Below are 16347 nucleotides of genomic sequence, written 5' to 3' on the forward strand. Positions count from 1 at the left end.
TTGGGCAAAAAGAATAATGATACGTTCACGAGAGCAGTGATCGGCGGTTTATTAGGAACCGCAGCAGGACTCATCATGCGTCCCCGCAGGAAAGATCAAGCGGACAATCAAGACACAGACCAGGAAAGCACGGAAGAAAAAGCCGGCTTAAGAGAAAAGAGCAAGCAGGCAGGAAGTAAAGTAAGTGAAGGTGTTAAAAAAGCGAGAGACACCACAAAAGAAAAAGCAAGAAGCACAAAAGAAAAGACAAAAGACGCAGCAGCCAGTACGAAGGAAAAGACAAAAAGTGCAGCTAGTAAACTTAGAAAGTCGAATAAGCAGAAAGCCGAAGAGGATGAAGACCAATATGAAGGCCAACAGGAAGAAGAGCAGAACGAGGAAGTAGAAGCAGAAGCAGCCAATGAAGAAGCTGCAGCCACCACAGAAGCACCTGAAAAAGAAGAGAAGACCGAAGAAAAAGAAGAGCCGCAGAAGAAGCAGGAAGATAATATAGAGGATGAAGATGAAGAAGAGCAGCAAGAAGAAACGGAAAACAAAAAACCCGTCAAAAAATCATCCGCAAGAACACCAAAAAATACGGCGAAGCCTGCTGCTAAAAAAACTAAGAAAAAAGAAGAGTCCTCTGAGGACAAGCCTTCTGCCGAGAATAAGAGCAAATCCAGTGGTTCATCCAGCAAAAATTCTACCAGAAAAAAGACTTCCATAACGAATAATGATGACACCACTCAATAGAAATAAGGGGAGGTAAGAGTATGGATGACGTACTAGTAACGTTTGTGAAAGCAGCGAACAACCACGATTTTTCTTTAGATATTACGTTAAATATCAAAGGGGCACTTGTATCAGGAACCACGATTTCGGCTGAAGAATACCTGGATGGAATTTCTCATAAGTTTGAAGAAGGAAATGATGTTTCCCAAGCCATTAGTGAAAAGCTTGCTGAAGCAAGTGAATCGGCTAAAGAAGAATCAAATGGAGACGTTTCTTTTATTCATTTGAAGAACGCCCAGGTGTTCAATGGCGATTCAGAACCCACCCCTTCGGACGGAGAGTTCCAATGGAGAGGCAAGATTGACGAAGTCGACGGGTTCTTTCTGGGGAGAATTTCCTCTTAGGAGTAGCAGTATAAAGAAGCGGGTGAGATCCGCTTCTCTTTTTTTTGTTTAAGAAGAGTGGTAATTTAATAGATATGAGATTTGTATTAAAGAGGCATGTGGGTTCGTAAGGTAGTAATCAAAGGAAGGAGGAATCAACGTGTACCCATATGTCCTAATGGTGCTTGTCGTGTTCATGTATGCAGGAAATATACTTATCGGAAAGGCGATGAATGATCTCCCTCCGTTAACGATTACTTTCTTTCGATTATTAATCGCATTCCTTGTACTGCTGCCCATTGGTTATCGAAGCGTGCTCACCCATAAGTCCGCTTTTTTGAAAAACAAAAAACCGGTCTTTGTATTGTCTTTATCAGGCATCGCTTTATTTAATATGAGTATTTATGGTTCTCTTCAGTTTACATCTTCGTCTAATGTCGCCATATTAGAGTCCGCTATCCCAGCGGTCACTGTAATATTAAGCATCTACATGGTGAAAGAGAAGATCAATAAAGCACAGACTCTTGGCATTTTGTTATCCCTGTTTGGAGCGGTGTGGGTGATTGTCGATGGCCGGTTGTTACAGCTCGGCAGTCTCCAGTGGAACGTGGGCGATTTTATCATGGTGGGAGCCATACTGTCCTGGGCGCTCTATTCTATTTTCGTAAAGCTGCATATGTTCCGCTTTCCACCATATGGTGCGGTTCTTGTCATAACAGGTATCGGGATGCTCCTGGTAATGCCTGCTATGTTTATCGAATGGCTGTTCCTGGGCGTGCCGGATTTAATGCAGTGGCCGTATGTTCTCGGGCTGCTTTATTTAGGAGTGTTTCCATCGTTTATCGCGCTGATTTTTTATAATCGGGCGGTTGAGATGCTTAGTGCATCGAAAGCATCGATTTTCTTGAACTTTCTTCCGGTCATCACGATGGCCGGGGCAGGACTTTGGCTCGGTGAACAGATTACGCATATGCATATCATCGGTGCAGGAATTGTAATGGCAGGAGTTTTATTAACCACTCAAGGGGGAAAATTAAACAAAGAACACCTCGCCAAGATTTCTTCTCAGGCGTAAAGCAGATGTGATTTGAAGTATTTTCATATCCTTCTGCAAAAATTGGATAAAATTTGGTTGCAATTTTACGTTTTGCAGCTACATATTAGGGTATCTTTTACATAACAAGGAGGAATGATGGAAATGTCCTTAACAGCAATCAGTCTATTTATTATTGCCGTCTCTTTTGCACTTATCGCTATATTTGTAGTAAAAGTACTTAAAGCGGCCTCCACTACAATGAAGAGTGTAGCTGGTACATTAGAAAGCGTAGAAGGTAAAATTGACGGAATTACGAAAGAATCTGAATACTTACTGCAAAAGACGAATGTGTTAGCCGAAGACGTTCAGCATAAGAGTGAATCACTCGACAGCCTGTTCACATCGCTTAACCATGTCGGTACGTCCGTGGGGCATATGGGCGAAACGATGAACCAGCTTTCAGCGAGCGTCTCTAAATCTTCACAGAAGCATTCAGAAGATATGGCAAAAGTGATGAAATGGGGAGACACGTGCATTAATTTATATACGAAATGGAAATTAAGAAAACAAACCTTCCAATCTAGAACGGATAACGAATAAACCGAAGTAAAATTTTAACGAAATGAGGGTATCAGCATGGATTTTTTAGGCATTGGCGTTTTCATTATCGGCATTGTATTTGCCATTGTGTCGATTTTTCTAATTAAAGCTCTTAACAATCTGGCTAATGTGTTAAATGGAGTAGATAAAACGGTTGAAAAGCTTCCTGACCAGCTGGATCAGGTCATGACCCAGACCAGCGATGTTCTTCATACGAGTAACGATACGCTGGCAGATGTAAATGAAAAGATTAAAGCATTAAGCCCGCTGTTTTACATCGTCGGTGATATCGGTGATTCCTCCCGTAAACTGACTTCATCTTTAGTTAATGTAACCGCCTCGATGAAGAAGAATACTTCATCAGGGGAAACGAAAGTAAAAGAGAAAGACGTCAGCGGATTATATGGCGCCGTAGCTTTAGGATACTATCTCACTCAAAGACGAAAAGCGCTGAAGGAAGCAGCAGCGGCCGGGAAACCGTCCAAAGCGTCTTCTGCTGAATCATGAGCCATAGCATTGAAGAACGGAAACAATCCGGTAAATTATGCACAGGTTTAGCTCTCTGTGCAGGTTTACTGGGCGGCGCATTGTTACGTTCTAAACTAGCACCAGACGATCCTTCCATCCGTAAAACCACAAAGGATTATGTGAAGGATAAATATACAACAAAAACGGCCGGGCTTAATCAAACCGGCAAACAGAAATACGAAAAGATCCTTATTAAAAAGCAGGGATTAAAGTCTGAAGCCAGAAAAGATGCCATTATGAAAAAATAATAACAAGGTTCTTTTAATGGATAAGAATCGAAAGGGGAAAAGACCATGCCAAATGAACAACAGTCTCAGCAAACGCAATCTCAAAAAGGAAAGCTGTCTTTAGCCATTACGATTGGAGCCTTAGCAGGGGGCGCGCTGGTTCTAGTGAAAAGCCCTTCAGCACGTAACCGTATTAAACAGACTTCAACATCAACGAAGGACTCAGTCAGCCAATACGTAGCAGAGGTTAAGGCTGATCCATCCGGAGCGAAAAATGATCTGTTAAACCGCATCCAAGCAACAGCAAACATTACAAAAGAAGCTCTAAATAAAATTCAGGAAATCCTTGATAATCAGGGGAAAGAACTAACCGAGAAGTTTCAGGATGTAAAGGACGAATCTCAAGACATCGTTTCCACCGCCAAGGATGCAGGTGAGGAGCTAAAAGATGTGGGAGATAAAGTTAAAGAAGCTAAGGATGAGCTGACCGAGTCTTCCGAGGACGAAGCAGCGGCTACAACGAGCAATGAAAACCTGTCAGCCGTTAATAACGACCAGGACGATGAAGATGATACGGACCACACCGTAACGAAAAGCCCGGTAAATTAATAGCAGACCCTCCCCCGCTGTTGACCAGTGGGGAATTCCCAGACTGTCGAGAATTTTCTCGACAGTCTTATTTATTTATCTGCCTGCATTCATTCAATCTCATTGGCAGGGCAAACGGAGATACCATATGATGAAAAAAGTTGAGCGCAGCCTCGTAAATAAATGCCAGGGGCTGCGTTATGGATAATTGCGGGGAGATGAGAGAGCTTGAGAACAGGTGCTGATTGTCGATCTTTCACTGCACGAATATCTAATAAAGGAATTTCACGCAGTAAAGTCGAAAGTATGTAGAAACGAAAAAAGGAGTTAGACATTATGGATATTGAAAAGTTAGGTACGCCCGTTCGTTCGATTTTCGACAAATTTTCCCGGGAAAAAGAAGTCGAGCTTGTTTATGGTACTCCAATTGAAGCAGGCTCAAGAAAAGTTATTCCTGTGGCTGAAGCCAGCTATTACATAGGCGGAGGGGGAGGATCTTCCGAGGGCAGCGAGAACGAGCCCGTAACGCACGGAGAAGGCGGAGGAGGATATATTAAAGTAAAGCCGATGGGCGTATATGAGGTCACTGAGGAGTACACAGCTTTTATACCCACCTATGATACGAACAAAATTGTTTTTCTGGCAGCATTACTTACAGGTGCTGCTGTCGGATGTTTAGCTAAAAAAAGAAAGTAGCACAGGGATAACCTGGCTGCTTTCTTTTTACGTGAAATATTCCAGGGTGGCTTCAGGAAAGTGCTGTTCAATGTAGCCGCCCAGCGTTTCCTTCATATCCTCCTGCTTGTCTTTTTTATAGACGTACTTGCCTATGCCGTAGCGTCCCCATTTGTACTGTCTTTTCTCTTCATTCATTTCCAGTTTGGTCATCGGATAATTCTTTTGAATAACGCGTTTAGCCGGCTGGGTAAAGCGGTGCTGAATCAACTCAAATGTTAAATCTTTCGTGGCATAGTCCGGCAATTTGGCTTCAAGCTTTTCAAATAATTCCCGGTATCCCTGTTTCCAATCCTCGTACAAATAAATGGGAGCAATGATAAACCCTAACGGATATCCGGCCTCGGCCACTTTGGCAGCTGCTTCGATGCGCTCATCAAGTCTCGAAGTCCCCGGCTCCAAAAATTTGATGACGTAATCTGCATTTAAACTAAAGCGGAATCGCGTCCGTCCGTTATGCTTTGCGTCAAGCAGATGATCCACATGGGCAAACTTTGTCACAAAACGCAGCCACCCATGCTCGGACTCCCCAAAGTATTCAATCGCTTCTTTTAATGTATGAGTAAGGTGGTCGACTCCCACTATATCCGATGTACAAGAGGCTTCAAATCTGGTCTCCTCAGGCGCACGTTCTTTCATATACTGTTCGGCAGCGTCAAATATTTCATTTACATTTACATAAGTACGGATGTAAGGCTTGCTGCCCATCGTCGTCTGTAGATAGCAGTAATGACAGTGTCCCATACATCCGGTAGCAAACGGAATGGCATATTCAGCTGATGGCTTAGACGTGTCGAACTTCAGCGTTTTTCGAATACCGACGACAAGTGTCGATTTGGCCACACGGTATTTCTGGAAATCATTCTCCCCCGGCAGATTTCTCACCTGGTTATGTGAAGTCGTCTCTCTTATTTCAATATCCATCTTTTCGAATTTCTCTTTTAATTTGCGTCCGAGGGGATACTCCAGAGCTCTCGGCTCTATATAAACTAACTGAGGAACAAAAGGCTTTACCACTCAAGTCCCTCCTCGTGGGTAGATCCGAAGCTTTCTTCATAAGCCATTTCTGCTTCGGCCATCGAGGAGTACACTGCAATATCTTCATCCAACGGGAAATACGTTTCATATAAAAATAAGGCGAGCTGGCCGGGCTGTTCAGGATGCTTAACGACTGCGGCTTCCTGGACGTTCGCTACGTTATACGTATGGGGATTTCGGTAGATAACATAGACAATATCTCCAGCTTGATAACTTTGATGACCTGCTTCCATGATTTCACACCTTTCTTATTGTGCTTTCATTGTTCCACCCGGGGAAAAATATATGTATATTGGTTTTTTGTTCAATATTTATTGAATTATATGTTCGATAAATATAGAATAGTAGATAACAATCAAAAAAGAGGTGGAACCCATGGAAGTGATTCAGTCCAGCTTTAAGAAAAGAGAAACGTATCATGTGCAGCTTAAGCATTCGGTATTATTCGAATGCGCCCTCGGTATTGCGGCTGTTACGAATAAGCCGCTGCTCGATACTCTTGAGAAAAAGACGTGGGGAATTGACCATTTTAACGAGGATTTAACGAATGAACTGGCATTTGTGGAAAAAAACAATACGTGGAAGGCACTACTTCAGCTTTTACATCAAGATTCCTTCTCCTCTCTCCAAGCATTTACCTCATTTATTACCAGCCTTGATGATCAACGTCTAAAATATGTGTGTTTACCTTATGTCGGAGAAGCGCTCGAGAAGCTGCGGACAGAAGCGTCAAAGGGTTCAAAAGATGCCGTTGAAGCATTAGTGCACAGAGTGAAGGATCATTCTTTCTTTCCGGCTTATATTGCATTTATTGCGGAAGTAGATGCAGGCACGCTGAGAACTCATTTACAACAGGTTATGAAAGTCTGGTACGCAACCGTTATTCAGCCTGAAGAAAAAGAATTGATCGAGTTATTAAAGCGCGATTATGAGGCTAAAGAAAAAATGAAAGAAAAGCTCGAAGCAGAGGCTTTTGTTGAATGGGCGACCGGGGGCATTAACTATCGCCCGGAGCCGAGTGTATATCAAGTGCTGCTAGTTCCTCATTATACGTACCGTCCGTGGAATGTCGAAGCAGACTTAAAAGGGACGAAGGTGTTCTATTACCCTGTTTCAAACGCTAGTTTATATCGGGATGATGCTTATATTCCTGAACAAAATTTAGTTCAGCAGTATAAAGCTTTAGGGGATGAGGTCCGTTTAAAGCTGGTGAAGTATTTATTTGAAAGTGAGAGATCCTTACAGGAGCTGACCTCTCTCCTTCAAATGAGGAAATCGACTCTCCATCATCACTTGAAGATGCTGAAGGCAGCGAGGATTGTTGATTCTAGTCAATCCATGTACCGTTTGAATAAGTATAAGCTCGATGCGATGCCTATAGATCTGGCACAGTTCTTAGGAAAAAAGAATGAATAATAATCGATTGGAGTTCGATGAGGCACGAGGTTCCCAGCCTGAATGGAGACGAAATTATCCCGCTTTTCGTTTCATAAGCGGAAATGTAATCTCTTTTTTTGGTGATCAAATTTACTTACTTGCTATACCTCTGATCGTGCTCTCCTTAACAAATTCTCCACTCGCGATGGGGGTGGTGGCTTTTTTAGAAAGGCTGCCTGTTCTTCTTCAGCCATGGCTTGGAGTCTTAGCCGATCGTCTGTCACGCAAACGTCTCCTGCTGGCTTGTGATGCGGGCAGAGCCTTTATCGTCGGGTGCACAGGAGTTCTTTTTATAAACGGTGAATTGATGGTATGGCAGTTGTATGGAGCTGCTTTTTTTATGGGATTTTTAACCCAGCTTTATAACACATCCCAATTTGCAGCTATTCCTTATTTAGTCCGGGAGCAGGATCTGGAAAAAGCCAATGCCTTAAATACCGGCTTTTTTCAGACGGCTGTCTTTCTGGGACCCGGACTTGGAGGAGTTGTCGTCAGTTTGTTTCATCCTGGCTATGCTTTAATCATCAACAGTATAAGCTTTATCGCCGCATGGTGTACGGTGAAAAGTTTATCTTTTCCCCGCATGGATGCTTCTGACCGGCAAAAGAAGGTGTGGGAAGATATCAAAGAAGGCTTCCAATATGTTTTTGACAGGAAGCCGATATTGTATACGAATGCAGCCATGATGTTATCGATTTTTGGCACGACTTTATTCTTGACGGTGATGGTCTTTCATCTAAAGGCGGCCATTGGACTATCGGCTGCATCCATTGGCTTGCTTCTTTCTATTGGCGGAGCGGCAGCAATAAGCGGCGCTCTGCTGACCCCGGTATTAAAAAGAAAATGGAACTATCAGCAGATCTTGTTTACGGCTTCTGCAGCAGGCGGCCTGTCTATTGCAGGCTTCAGCTTCACCGCTTCATTTACTGGTCTAGCTGTTATGAACGCGATCGGTACCTTTGCGGCCTCCATTCAGACTCCATGCATCATTACAATCCGGCAGAAACTGACACCTTCGAGGCTGCTCGGCAGAGTTCAAGCAACAAGTCGTTTAATCAGCTGGATTTCTATGCCCGCAGCTGCTTTACTGGCAGGATTCCTCTCCGAATGGACGAGTACGGGCACGGCTATACTCACAGGCGGCGTCATTACCACTGTGGCATCGTTGATTTATCTGCATCCTTCGTTAAAAACGGCCTGAGAAGTTGTGGCAGAATTGTGTGATTTAGAAAAAAGATCTTCAAAAGAAGGATTCTGCTTGTTTTAATGGAAAGAAGGGAGTAGAAGATTCTTTTTAAGGAGAAAAATATATGAATATTACGCATGCTACAAGAGAAGAGATTAATGAGATCCTTCCGTATTTAGGTGAATCTCTTGAAGAGGGATCGAGAGGCTATTATAAAATTGATCAAGATCAGGCAGCCAAAATGGTACAAGACGTGTTAAGCGAAGATGGCCAGATCCAGGTAGCTAAAGAAAGTAACCAGGTGATAGGATGGGTTCTTTACGGGCATCAAAGAGACAGCTTTACCGGGGAGCATATCGGCTTTATTTATGACTTGTTTGTACTGCCTGATTATCGAGAACGAGGATTTGCAAAAGCGATGATGGAAAACGCAATGACCGAATTAAAATTACAAGGCATGACGTCCATCAGGCTGGTTGTTTATGCTGGGAATGAAGCGAGAAAACTTTATGAAAATTTAGGTTTTACAGAAAATCGAACTGTAATGAATAAGTCTTTATAAGGATCGAGTTGAAGCTCGTGAAGAAAGTACTGATGTGTGTGTGTCTTTCTTTTTTTATTCACGGAGGGGCAGCCTCAGCACTTAGCTGGGCTTACCCTTTCGTTGTTTGGGATGGGGGCGTGTATCAAGTGACAGAAGAACCCGTCACCGACGTTGATGACGTTATTGGAGAAGTTAAGTCAAAGCCTGACGAAGAAGGAAATTACCGTGGCAATGCTTCTAATGTATACGATATTGGAACGAAATATTACGCTGTTCCAGGGACAGATCCAAAGAATGAAATAGCTGTCCAGGAAGACAGTCAGTATGTTAAAGCAGTTTATGAACACAAAGCACCGAAGTCTTCATACTTTTATATCTCAGTGCTGCTAATCGGCGTTGGCGTAGCGGCTGCAGCCATTTTATTCTATCTTCGTATTCAAAAGAAAAGCTGATGTTTCACGTGAAACATCGTTCTATCCTATAGGAGGCGGAAGCATTGCATCCAATATTAAACCAAATTGGGACAACTTTTATTCCAGTAAGGGATATTAAGAAGGCGCGCGATTGGTACTGTGACATATTAGGAGTCAAGGCTGAGGGTGAAATTTTATTCGATCATCTTTACGTTCTGCCGATGGATGGAACGGGGATTGTATTAGATAGTAAAATTTTTTCGGAACATGCGGTCTATAAGGTGCCGGCTTTTCATTTTAATACGAGGGATATTAAAACGGCCTATCAGTTTATGAAAACAAAGCAGGTTCATCTCACTACGGACATTCAACATAATCAATGGTTTACGTTTAAAGATCCAGACGGAAATTCACTCATGGTATCGGAGTGCTGAGAGATGTCGAATAAGACAGTGTTGAAGAATGTCGATGAAATAAAAGAGTGTTCTGTGAGGATGCTCAGCATACATAGAAGAAATACCTAAAGCCTCTTTAAAGCTTGATAAAAGGAAGCAGAAAATTAATTATTTAACTGATCCGGTTACTCAGGCAGGGACGTTTATAATTCAAGCGGAGTCAATGGATGAAGAAGGGTACTGGATCGGTTTTACTGTCGATGAATATGAAAATATTCCAAAAGGTATGACGACATTAACGATTCCTGCGCAGATGTATGCTTCGATCGAGGTAAAGGGAGTGAATACAACAATTCGTCCGGCTTATCATGACCTGCATCAGTGGATGAAGACTGAGGGTCTGCCTCCTGTGCTAAGCAGGTGGCACGTCGAAAAATATACAAAATGGGGAAATAAAGAAGAAATACAGAGAAGCAATCGAACAATTGAGAGAAAGGGGGAGTACTGTGGATATTTTTATTGTTGCTATCTTCCTGTCCGTTCTCTTTTACTTTGTAGTCCGTGTGCACTCTCTTGAAAAAAGAGTAAAGCGTATGGAATCGACGCTGCGACAGGCAGCTGAGCAAATCAATCTTCCGGTTCCTTCTATTGATGAAGAATTAAAACAGCTTATACGCGAAGGAAAAGATGTACAGGCCATAAAGAGGGCGCGGAAGGAATATGGATTGACTTTAGTAGAAGCTAAAGAATATGTGGATCGCTTGTGATTGTTACTGTGAAACTATTTCCTGTTTAAAACGTATAAAACGAAGAGGCACTTATAAACAGGAAGTGGAGTGAATCAGAGGTTATGGACATTTTATTAGCATTAGGAATTGCAGCGGCTGGATATTTTATTGGAGAAGGATTAAAGAACTTCAAAAATCCTTCTGCCCCGGATTTTTTAAGCAAATTTGATGACGATCTCGATCATCAATTAGTAAAAGAAAAAGATATTCATGTCTTTTTAGGCGTGTCTAAAGAAGACGGAAGACAGCTTATTCAGGACCATCCAGAAATACCTCATATTACGATTAATCAAAATATTTATTATCCAAAAGAGCAGCTTAAAGCATGGGTGAAAAAAATAGGAAATTAATTTTTGGATAAAAGGAGTCGAATTATTGAAGTTTTACTCTTACAATAAGGAATAGAATTTAATTTTGTCCATCTGGAATATAGAGAAAAAGTGATCTTTGAAATATTAGAGTTACTTCATGCTTTTAACAGCCAAGATGTGATAAAATAGATTAAGAGTGAAAAAGGCATACGCACGCGCAGCAGTTCGGCAGGCCTGCAGCGCTTTTTTCTGTTATATACAATGTTTCACGTGAAACATTGGTGAATCGTGTGCTTGATCGAAAAAGGTGGTGTCTAATCGTGTTACATCCTTTTAGCCGTCTGTTCGGACTGGGGGATAAGTCGGACCCTGAGAATCACGATAATCAACACGAAGAAGAATATAGTCCTGACGAAGTTGTTCAAGTTCCTGTCGATCGTGTTCAGCCGAACCGATATCAGCCGAGAGCTATTTTTAATGAGGAAAAAATCAGCGAACTTGCCCAGACGTTACATACACATGGGATGATTCAACCGATTGTTGTACGTCGACTGAATGAGGATCAATTTGAGCTGATCGCCGGAGAACGCAGGTGGCGGGCCGTACAGACGCTTGAATGGGAGACCATTCCGGCCATCATCCGTGATATGAATGATGCGGAAACGGCTTCTGTTGCTCTAATTGAGAACCTTCAGCGTGAAGAGTTGACAGTCATTGAGGAAGCAACGGCTTATGCTAGACTGCTGGAAATTCATGAATTAACGCAGGAAGCTCTGGCGCAGCGTCTTGGAAAAAGTCAATCTACTGTAGCCAACAAGCTGCGATTATTAAAACTCCCTGAATCTGTTCAGTATGCTGTTATGAATAAAGATATTACGGAACGTCATGCAAGAGCGTTAATTGCCGTGAGAGATGCAGAAAAGCAGGAAAAATTGCTTCAGGAAATTATAGAGAAGCAGCTGAATGTAAAACAGACGGAAGACCGCATTAATAAAATTAATGATTCTACTCCAAAAAAGAGAAAGCCAAGGTTAAAAGGCGTAAACAAAGATATGAGAATTGCGATGAATACAATTCGTCAATCCCTCGATATGGTTACGGATACAGGCGTGGATCTGGAGACCAATGAAGAGGATCATGAAGACTATTATCAGTTTACGATTAAAATACCGAAGAAAAAATCATAGATTGAACAACCTCACCCATCTTAAACAGCAATGAGATGGGTGTTTTTAACAAAAATCATGTTTTAGTACTAAAGGAAAAAGGCAGGTGCCAGCATGGGTAAAGTGATTTCTGTAGCCAATCAGAAGGGCGGCGTAGGAAAAACGACAACTGCTGTGAATTTAAGTGCATGCCTGGCTTACTTAAATCATAGAGTTCTTCTCGTTGATATAGATCCTCAAGGAAATGCCACAAGCGGGGTAGGTGTTGAGAAAGGCAGTATCGATCAATGTATCTATGATGTATTGGTCGACAGCGTAAGTGCCGAAGAAGTTCGCACAACAACAATGGTACAGCAATTAGATGCCATCCCTGCCACGATTCAACTCGCCGGCGCCGAAATCGAGCTGGTACCTACCATTTCCAGAGAAGTCAGGTTAAAGAAGGCAATTGATGAAATAAAAGAAGAATACGACTACATTATTATTGATTGTCCCCCATCTCTCGGACTGTTAACGATTAATTCATTAACGGCTTCGGATTCCGTATTAATTCCCGTTCAGTGTGAGTATTACGCTTTAGAAGGATTGAGCCAGCTTCTTAATACCGTCAGGCTTGTTCAAAAGCATTTAAACAAAGACCTGATGATCGAAGGTGTGCTGCTGACCATGCTTGATGCGCGTACAAACCTTGGGATACAGGTAATTGATGAAGTGAAAAAATATTTCCAGGACCGGGTCTATCAATCTATTATCCCTCGTAATGTCCGCTTAAGCGAAGCTCCAAGTCATGGCAAACCTATTATTTTGTATGATCCAAAGTCGCGTGGTGCTGAGGTTTATCTAGATCTAGCGAAGGAAGTGGTGGCAAATGGCGAGAGGGTTAGGTAAAGGTATTAATGCTCTTTTTACTGATTTTAATGCGAAAGAAGACGAACAGTTTCTAGAAGTGAAGGTGAAGGATTGCAGACCTAATCCGTACCAGCCCCGGAAACAATTTTCCGAAGAAGCGATTGAGGAGCTGTCTCAATCCATTCAGGAGCATGGGATCTTGCAGCCTTTAATCGTCCGTAAAAGTATTAAGGGCTACGAGATTGTAGCGGGAGAACGCCGTTATCGGGCGGCTAAAGCTGCTGATTTAGAAAAAGTACCGGTCATCGTAAAGGACATGACAGATGAGCAGATGATGGAGGTGGCGCTACTTGAAAACCTTCAACGTGAGAATTTAACCCCGATCGAAGAGGCCAAGGCCTATCAAAGTTTAATTTCTACGCTGGAGGTTACGCAGGATGTACTGGCGAAGCGGCTGGGAAAAAGCCGGTCTCATATTGCTAATTCTGTTAGATTACTAGGTTTGGCGCCGGAAATTATCGAAAAGATTAATGAAGGTGTATTGTCCATGGGGCATGGACGAGCTTTATTAGGGTTAAAAGATCAAAGCAAATCAGCAGCCGTTATTGAACGTATCGAATCGGAACGCTTAAATGTAAGGCAGACGGAGAAGCTGATTGCCGAATTAAATGAACGTAAAGCGAAGAAAAAAACGCGCCGTCCGGAAAAGGATATTTTCATTAAAGAAAGAGAAGACACCTTAAGAGAGCGTCTGGGGACGGACGTCACCATTCATAAAGGCAAGAAAAAAGGAAAGATTGAAATCGAATTTTTTGATAATGATGATCTTGAGCGTATTTTAAATTGGCTGGATCATAAATGATTCGACTTTTGTAAAAGGCCTGGCAGATATTTCGCAGGTCTTTTAATTATTTTACATAATGTTTCACGTGAAACAAATTAACTATTGGAGAGAGAACTATGGCATTATTAGGAACCATCGTTAACGGAATATGTATTATTGTTGGGACACTGCTTGGATTATTTTTCACGAAAATTCCGGAACGTTTCAAGGAAACCGTTATGAGCGGAGTGGGTTTAGCCGTTTTGCTGATTGGTCTGCAGATGGGTTTTGAAACAGACAATATCGTCATCGTTCTCTTGAGTTTATTAAGTGGAGCGATTATCGGTGAAGCTCTTCATTTAGAAGAAAGACTTGAGTACATAGGCCGCTGGATCGAGCGGAAATTTATTAAACCGAATCAGACGTCAACGATGGCTCAGGGCTTTATTACGGCTTCCCTTATATTTGGGATTGGGGCTATGTCAGTTATTGGAGCATTAGATGGAGGATTGCGGAACGACCACGAAATACTGATTACAAAGGCGGTCATTGACGGATTCGTTGCTTTAGTTTTAACGTCGACTCTTGGCATTGGTGTCATTTTTTCTGTCATCCCAGTCGTTCTTTATCAAGGATCAATTGCTCTGTTGGCTACGCAGATTAACCGTTGGATTCCACAGGAGATGCTGGACCTTTTCATTGTGGAAATGACAGCAACCGGTGGTTTGTTAATCGTAGCGCTCGGTTTAAACTTGTTAAAGCTGACAAAGATCCGGGTAGCTAATCTACTCCCGTCCTTATTAATGGTTGGGGTTGTCGTATACATCGCACAGTTGTTTTAACAGCAGGGGCTCCGCTCACTGCTGTTTTTTTGTTGCGGCGAGAAAGTTTTGATAGGGGTGGTTTCTTAAACGTTCATTCATCCGCTTCGCTTCCGTTAAGCGCAGGGACGCCGCTATTTTGGCTGACATGTTCATTACTAAATGAAGTCTCGTATTCTGCAGGACGACGTATTCCATAAACCCGCCGACGTTCACTAAACCGCTGATATGGTAATCTCCTACGGCGGGGAGGTCTTTATTGAGCGCCGCCCCTGGTGTAAGCGATCCTTTTCCAAATACAATGGATCCGATCGAAGCCTTCTTTCCAAGGCAGGCATCAACAGCCAGGATGACCGGCTTTGAATGAAGACGGTGAATGGACTGCATCGTTTCGTTTAAATTTAACGCATGTACCGGCTCTTCTAACGTGCCGTACACGTGAAAACTCTGCATTGACTGATCACGAAGCATTGAACCGACTAAAGGACCTAAAGCATCGCCTGTGGAGCGATCTGTCCCTATACATACGATAATAATGTTTCTGTTTACGGGCAGTGCTTCAAGCAGACGGTCACTCAGCTGTTCGCACATGAGTGGATCATCGGATTGAAAACGGTATTCGCTTTTTGAAAACTTGTCCTTCCTATTCATAGCTTCTCCTCCACACACATATTAGTAACAGTATATAAAGCAGTTGAATTTTCTATACGTAGCAAATACATAGAGCGGGGAGCGGTTTTTACATGATGTCAGGGTTGAAGTGGATGTTCTTAATTATCGGTACAATGATAGGTGCAGGCTACGCTTCAGGCCGTGAGCTTTGGCAGTTTTTTGGACAAGACAGCAGTCTGGCCATTCTTCTCTTTACTCTCATGTTTATGATTTGTTGTGGCTCGATTATGAGCATTAGCTTTGAACAGCAGACCGGACATTACCTGCCTGTTCTGCGCAGGGTTGTCGGACGGCACCTGACAGGGGTGTATGACTGGATGATCATTGTGTACTTATTTACCACAACCGTTATTATGCTGGCAGGAAGCGGTGCGACGCTTGAGGCTTTTAACCTTTCTTACCGGATCGGCGTATTGGCCATAGCCATTCCGCTCATTCTATTGTTCGTATGGGGCATTAAAGGGATCGTGACAGTCAATAGTCTTGTGCTGCCTGTATTAATTGGGGGGCTGCTTTTTGTCCTTCTCATGTTTGCTGCCGATCAGAACCTTTCATTATTTGGACATGTTAAAGAAATGGATAACTGGTTAGCGGCTTTTCCTTTTACCGCTCTTAATGTGCTTCCGTTAATTGCGGTGCTCGGGGCGATCGGCAACCAAATGAAGAGTAAAAAAGAAGTGTGGATTGCGAGTGTCGGGAGCGGGCTTATTCTTGGAGGGATTTCCTTTCTATACAACAACAGTTTAATTCAAATTGCCGATGAGATTCTCGTTTATGAGATTCCTTTGTTCGCGATACTGCAGCACTATCCTTATTCCATGATGGTGTTTATGTCCGTTATGATGTGGATTGCTATTTTTACGACGGCCGCTTCAGGGACTCTCGGTCTGGTGACGAGGTTTCGCGACTACTGGGAGCAGCCGCTCTGGATTGTTGCTTTCGCGATAGTAGCTGTCATGCTCCCCTTTACTTCATTCGGCTTTTCTACTCTGATTGGATATCTTTATCCTCTATATGGCCTGCTCAATTTGTACGTTTTACTGTCCCTGCTCCTATATCCTCTTATCCATCGATTTAAAATAAGCTGAAAACCTGT

The 16347-nt window shown here is 42.7% G+C and carries 24 protein-coding genes; 21 read left to right on the forward strand and 3 right to left on the reverse strand.

The genetic code is table 11. The features are described from left to right. The 8 genes from LF822_RS08350 to LF822_RS08385 all read left to right on the forward strand — a co-directional run bounded on the left by LF822_RS08350 (position 1) and on the right by LF822_RS08385 (position 4769). Entirely contained in the window at positions 1-732 is a 732-nt protein-coding gene (locus LF822_RS08350) for a hypothetical protein (RefSeq protein ID WP_253923580.1), read from the forward strand. A 20-nt stretch (positions 733-752) separates the two neighbouring features. Then, on the forward strand, positions 753-1115 hold the full coding sequence (gvpU, locus tag LF822_RS08355; protein WP_253923581.1) for a gas vesicle accessory protein GvpU: 363 nt from the start codon (positions 753-755) through the stop codon (positions 1113-1115). Positions 1116-1254: 139 nt separating this feature from the next. Further along, positions 1255-2169 carry a DMT family transporter gene (locus LF822_RS08360; RefSeq protein WP_253923582.1) on the forward strand — a complete coding sequence of 305 codons (915 nt, stop codon included), beginning with the start codon at positions 1255-1257 and terminating at the stop codon, positions 2167-2169. A gap of 123 nt (positions 2170-2292) precedes the next feature. Beyond that, entirely contained in the window at positions 2293-2730 is a 438-nt protein-coding gene (locus LF822_RS08365) for a DUF948 domain-containing protein (protein WP_253923583.1), read from the forward strand. Between the two features lie 36 nt (positions 2731-2766). Further along, the gene (locus tag LF822_RS08370; RefSeq protein ID WP_253923584.1) at positions 2767-3237 is read left to right on the forward strand and encodes a DUF948 domain-containing protein; all 471 of its coding nucleotides are present in this window, start codon (positions 2767-2769) and stop codon (positions 3235-3237) included. After that, on the forward strand, positions 3234-3506 hold the full coding sequence (locus tag LF822_RS08375; protein ID WP_253923585.1) for a response regulator: 273 nt from the start codon (positions 3234-3236) through the stop codon (positions 3504-3506). The genes LF822_RS08370 and LF822_RS08375 overlap by 4 nt, the downstream gene beginning before the upstream one ends. 45 nt (positions 3507-3551) lie before the next feature. Further along, positions 3552-4094: a hypothetical protein gene (locus tag LF822_RS08380; protein ID WP_253923586.1), complete on the forward strand. Its 543-nt coding sequence runs from the start codon at positions 3552-3554 to the stop codon at positions 4092-4094. 315 nt (positions 4095-4409) lie between these two features. Next, positions 4410-4769: a hypothetical protein gene (locus LF822_RS08385; RefSeq protein ID WP_253923587.1), complete on the forward strand. Its 360-nt coding sequence runs from the start codon at positions 4410-4412 to the stop codon at positions 4767-4769. A 27-nt stretch (positions 4770-4796) separates the two neighbouring features. Here LF822_RS08385 and splB read toward each other — a convergent pair whose 3' ends face one another. Both splB and LF822_RS08395 read right to left on the reverse strand, forming a co-directional pair. After that, a complete protein-coding gene (gene splB / locus LF822_RS08390) occupies positions 4797-5825 on the reverse strand; it encodes a spore photoproduct lyase (protein WP_253923588.1) in 1029 nt (342 codons plus the stop codon). Beyond that, entirely contained in the window at positions 5819-6079 is a 261-nt protein-coding gene (locus tag LF822_RS08395) for a transcriptional regulator SplA domain-containing protein (RefSeq protein WP_253923589.1), read from the reverse strand. Before LF822_RS08395 ends, splB begins: the two co-directional genes overlap by 7 nt. 142 nt (positions 6080-6221) lie before the next feature. Here LF822_RS08395 and LF822_RS08400 point away from each other — a divergent pair, with 142 nt between their 5' ends. The 12 genes from LF822_RS08400 (at position 6222) to LF822_RS08455 (ending at position 14600) form a co-directional block, all read left to right on the forward strand. Further along, complete coding sequence (locus LF822_RS08400) at positions 6222-7262, forward strand: ArsR/SmtB family transcription factor (protein ID WP_253923590.1); 1041 nt, start codon at positions 6222-6224, stop codon at positions 7260-7262. Continuing rightward, positions 7255-8484 (forward strand): MFS transporter, encoded by a 1230-nt coding sequence (locus LF822_RS08405; protein WP_253923591.1) that lies wholly within the window; start codon positions 7255-7257, stop codon positions 8482-8484. Before LF822_RS08400 ends, LF822_RS08405 begins: the two co-directional genes overlap by 8 nt. A gap of 109 nt (positions 8485-8593) precedes the next feature. Next, positions 8594-9031 carry a GNAT family N-acetyltransferase gene (locus tag LF822_RS08410; RefSeq protein WP_253923592.1) on the forward strand — a complete coding sequence of 146 codons (438 nt, stop codon included), beginning with the start codon at positions 8594-8596 and terminating at the stop codon, positions 9029-9031. A gap of 17 nt (positions 9032-9048) precedes the next feature. After that, entirely contained in the window at positions 9049-9465 is a 417-nt protein-coding gene (locus LF822_RS08415; protein ID WP_253923593.1) for a hypothetical protein, read from the forward strand. A 44-nt stretch (positions 9466-9509) separates the two neighbouring features. Next, complete coding sequence (locus tag LF822_RS08420) at positions 9510-9860, forward strand: VOC family protein (RefSeq protein WP_253923594.1); 351 nt, start codon at positions 9510-9512, stop codon at positions 9858-9860. A gap of 124 nt (positions 9861-9984) precedes the next feature. Beyond that, positions 9985-10398, forward strand: coding sequence for a GyrI-like domain-containing protein (locus LF822_RS08425; protein WP_253924242.1), 414 nt, complete (start codon positions 9985-9987; stop codon positions 10396-10398). 16 nt (positions 10399-10414) lie between these two features. Continuing rightward, entirely contained in the window at positions 10415-10588 is a 174-nt protein-coding gene (locus LF822_RS08430) for a hypothetical protein (RefSeq protein ID WP_253923595.1), read from the forward strand. Positions 10589-10671: 83 nt separating this feature from the next. Continuing rightward, positions 10672-10959, forward strand: a complete 288-nt coding sequence (locus LF822_RS08435) for a helix-turn-helix domain-containing protein (RefSeq protein WP_253923596.1) — start codon at positions 10672-10674, stop codon at positions 10957-10959. A gap of 281 nt (positions 10960-11240) precedes the next feature. Beyond that, positions 11241-12107: a nucleoid occlusion protein gene (gene noc, locus LF822_RS08440; RefSeq protein WP_253923597.1), complete on the forward strand. Its 867-nt coding sequence runs from the start codon at positions 11241-11243 to the stop codon at positions 12105-12107. 93 nt (positions 12108-12200) lie between these two features. Beyond that, a complete protein-coding gene (locus LF822_RS08445) occupies positions 12201-12974 on the forward strand; it encodes a ParA family protein (protein WP_253923598.1) in 774 nt (257 codons plus the stop codon). Then, the gene (locus tag LF822_RS08450) at positions 12955-13797 is read left to right on the forward strand and encodes a ParB/RepB/Spo0J family partition protein (protein ID WP_253923599.1); all 843 of its coding nucleotides are present in this window, start codon (positions 12955-12957) and stop codon (positions 13795-13797) included. Before LF822_RS08445 ends, LF822_RS08450 begins: the two co-directional genes overlap by 20 nt. 98 nt (positions 13798-13895) lie before the next feature. Beyond that, positions 13896-14600, forward strand: coding sequence for a DUF554 domain-containing protein (locus tag LF822_RS08455; RefSeq protein ID WP_253923600.1), 705 nt, complete (start codon positions 13896-13898; stop codon positions 14598-14600). Between the two features lie 15 nt (positions 14601-14615). On the opposite strand, the gene yyaC is transcribed toward LF822_RS08455, so the two are convergent. Beyond that, on the reverse strand, positions 14616-15230 hold the full coding sequence (gene yyaC / locus LF822_RS08460) for a spore protease YyaC (RefSeq protein ID WP_253923601.1): 615 nt from the start codon (positions 15228-15230) through the stop codon (positions 14616-14618). Positions 15231-15322: 92 nt separating this feature from the next. On the opposite strand from yyaC, the gene LF822_RS08465 reads away from it, so the two are divergent. Next, positions 15323-16339 (forward strand): YkvI family membrane protein, encoded by a 1017-nt coding sequence (locus LF822_RS08465; protein ID WP_253923602.1) that lies wholly within the window; start codon positions 15323-15325, stop codon positions 16337-16339. Positions 16340-16347 lie beyond the last annotated feature (8 nt).

Source organism: Halobacillus sp. A5 (assembly GCF_024189315.1).
Taxonomy (GTDB): Bacteria; Bacillota; Bacilli; order Bacillales; family Halobacillaceae; genus Halobacillus_A.

What these genes read in the sequence shown, in the direction of transcription:
- gvpU (WP_253923581.1), top strand. Translation starts at nt 753, where the DNA reads ATGGATGACGTACTAGTAACGTTTGTGAAAGCAGCGAACAACCACGAT.
- LF822_RS08365 (WP_253923583.1), top strand. Translation starts at nt 2,293, where the DNA reads ATGTCCTTAACAGCAATCAGTCTATTTATTATTGCCGTCTCTTTTGCA.
- LF822_RS08370 (WP_253923584.1), top strand. Translation starts at nt 2,767, where the DNA reads ATGGATTTTTTAGGCATTGGCGTTTTCATTATCGGCATTGTATTTGCC.
- LF822_RS08375 (WP_253923585.1), top strand. Translation starts at nt 3,234, where the DNA reads ATGAGCCATAGCATTGAAGAACGGAAACAATCCGGTAAATTATGCACA.
- LF822_RS08380 (WP_253923586.1), top strand. Translation starts at nt 3,552, where the DNA reads ATGCCAAATGAACAACAGTCTCAGCAAACGCAATCTCAAAAAGGAAAG.
- LF822_RS08385 (WP_253923587.1), top strand. Translation starts at nt 4,410, where the DNA reads ATGGATATTGAAAAGTTAGGTACGCCCGTTCGTTCGATTTTCGACAAA.
- LF822_RS08395 (WP_253923589.1), bottom strand. Translation starts at nt 6,079, where the DNA reads ATGGAAGCAGGTCATCAAAGTTATCAAGCTGGAGATATTGTCTATGTT.
- LF822_RS08400 (WP_253923590.1), top strand. Translation starts at nt 6,222, where the DNA reads ATGGAAGTGATTCAGTCCAGCTTTAAGAAAAGAGAAACGTATCATGTG.
- LF822_RS08405 (WP_253923591.1), top strand. Translation starts at nt 7,255, where the DNA reads ATGAATAATAATCGATTGGAGTTCGATGAGGCACGAGGTTCCCAGCCT.
- LF822_RS08410 (WP_253923592.1), top strand. Translation starts at nt 8,594, where the DNA reads ATGAATATTACGCATGCTACAAGAGAAGAGATTAATGAGATCCTTCCG.
- LF822_RS08430 (WP_253923595.1), top strand. Translation starts at nt 10,415, where the DNA reads ATGGAATCGACGCTGCGACAGGCAGCTGAGCAAATCAATCTTCCGGTT.
- LF822_RS08435 (WP_253923596.1), top strand. Translation starts at nt 10,672, where the DNA reads ATGGACATTTTATTAGCATTAGGAATTGCAGCGGCTGGATATTTTATT.
- LF822_RS08445 (WP_253923598.1), top strand. Translation starts at nt 12,201, where the DNA reads ATGGGTAAAGTGATTTCTGTAGCCAATCAGAAGGGCGGCGTAGGAAAA.
- LF822_RS08450 (WP_253923599.1), top strand. Translation starts at nt 12,955, where the DNA reads ATGGCGAGAGGGTTAGGTAAAGGTATTAATGCTCTTTTTACTGATTTT.
- LF822_RS08455 (WP_253923600.1), top strand. Translation starts at nt 13,896, where the DNA reads ATGGCATTATTAGGAACCATCGTTAACGGAATATGTATTATTGTTGGG.
- yyaC (WP_253923601.1), bottom strand. Translation starts at nt 15,230, where the DNA reads ATGAATAGGAAGGACAAGTTTTCAAAAAGCGAATACCGTTTTCAATCC.
- LF822_RS08465 (WP_253923602.1), top strand. Translation starts at nt 15,323, where the DNA reads ATGATGTCAGGGTTGAAGTGGATGTTCTTAATTATCGGTACAATGATA.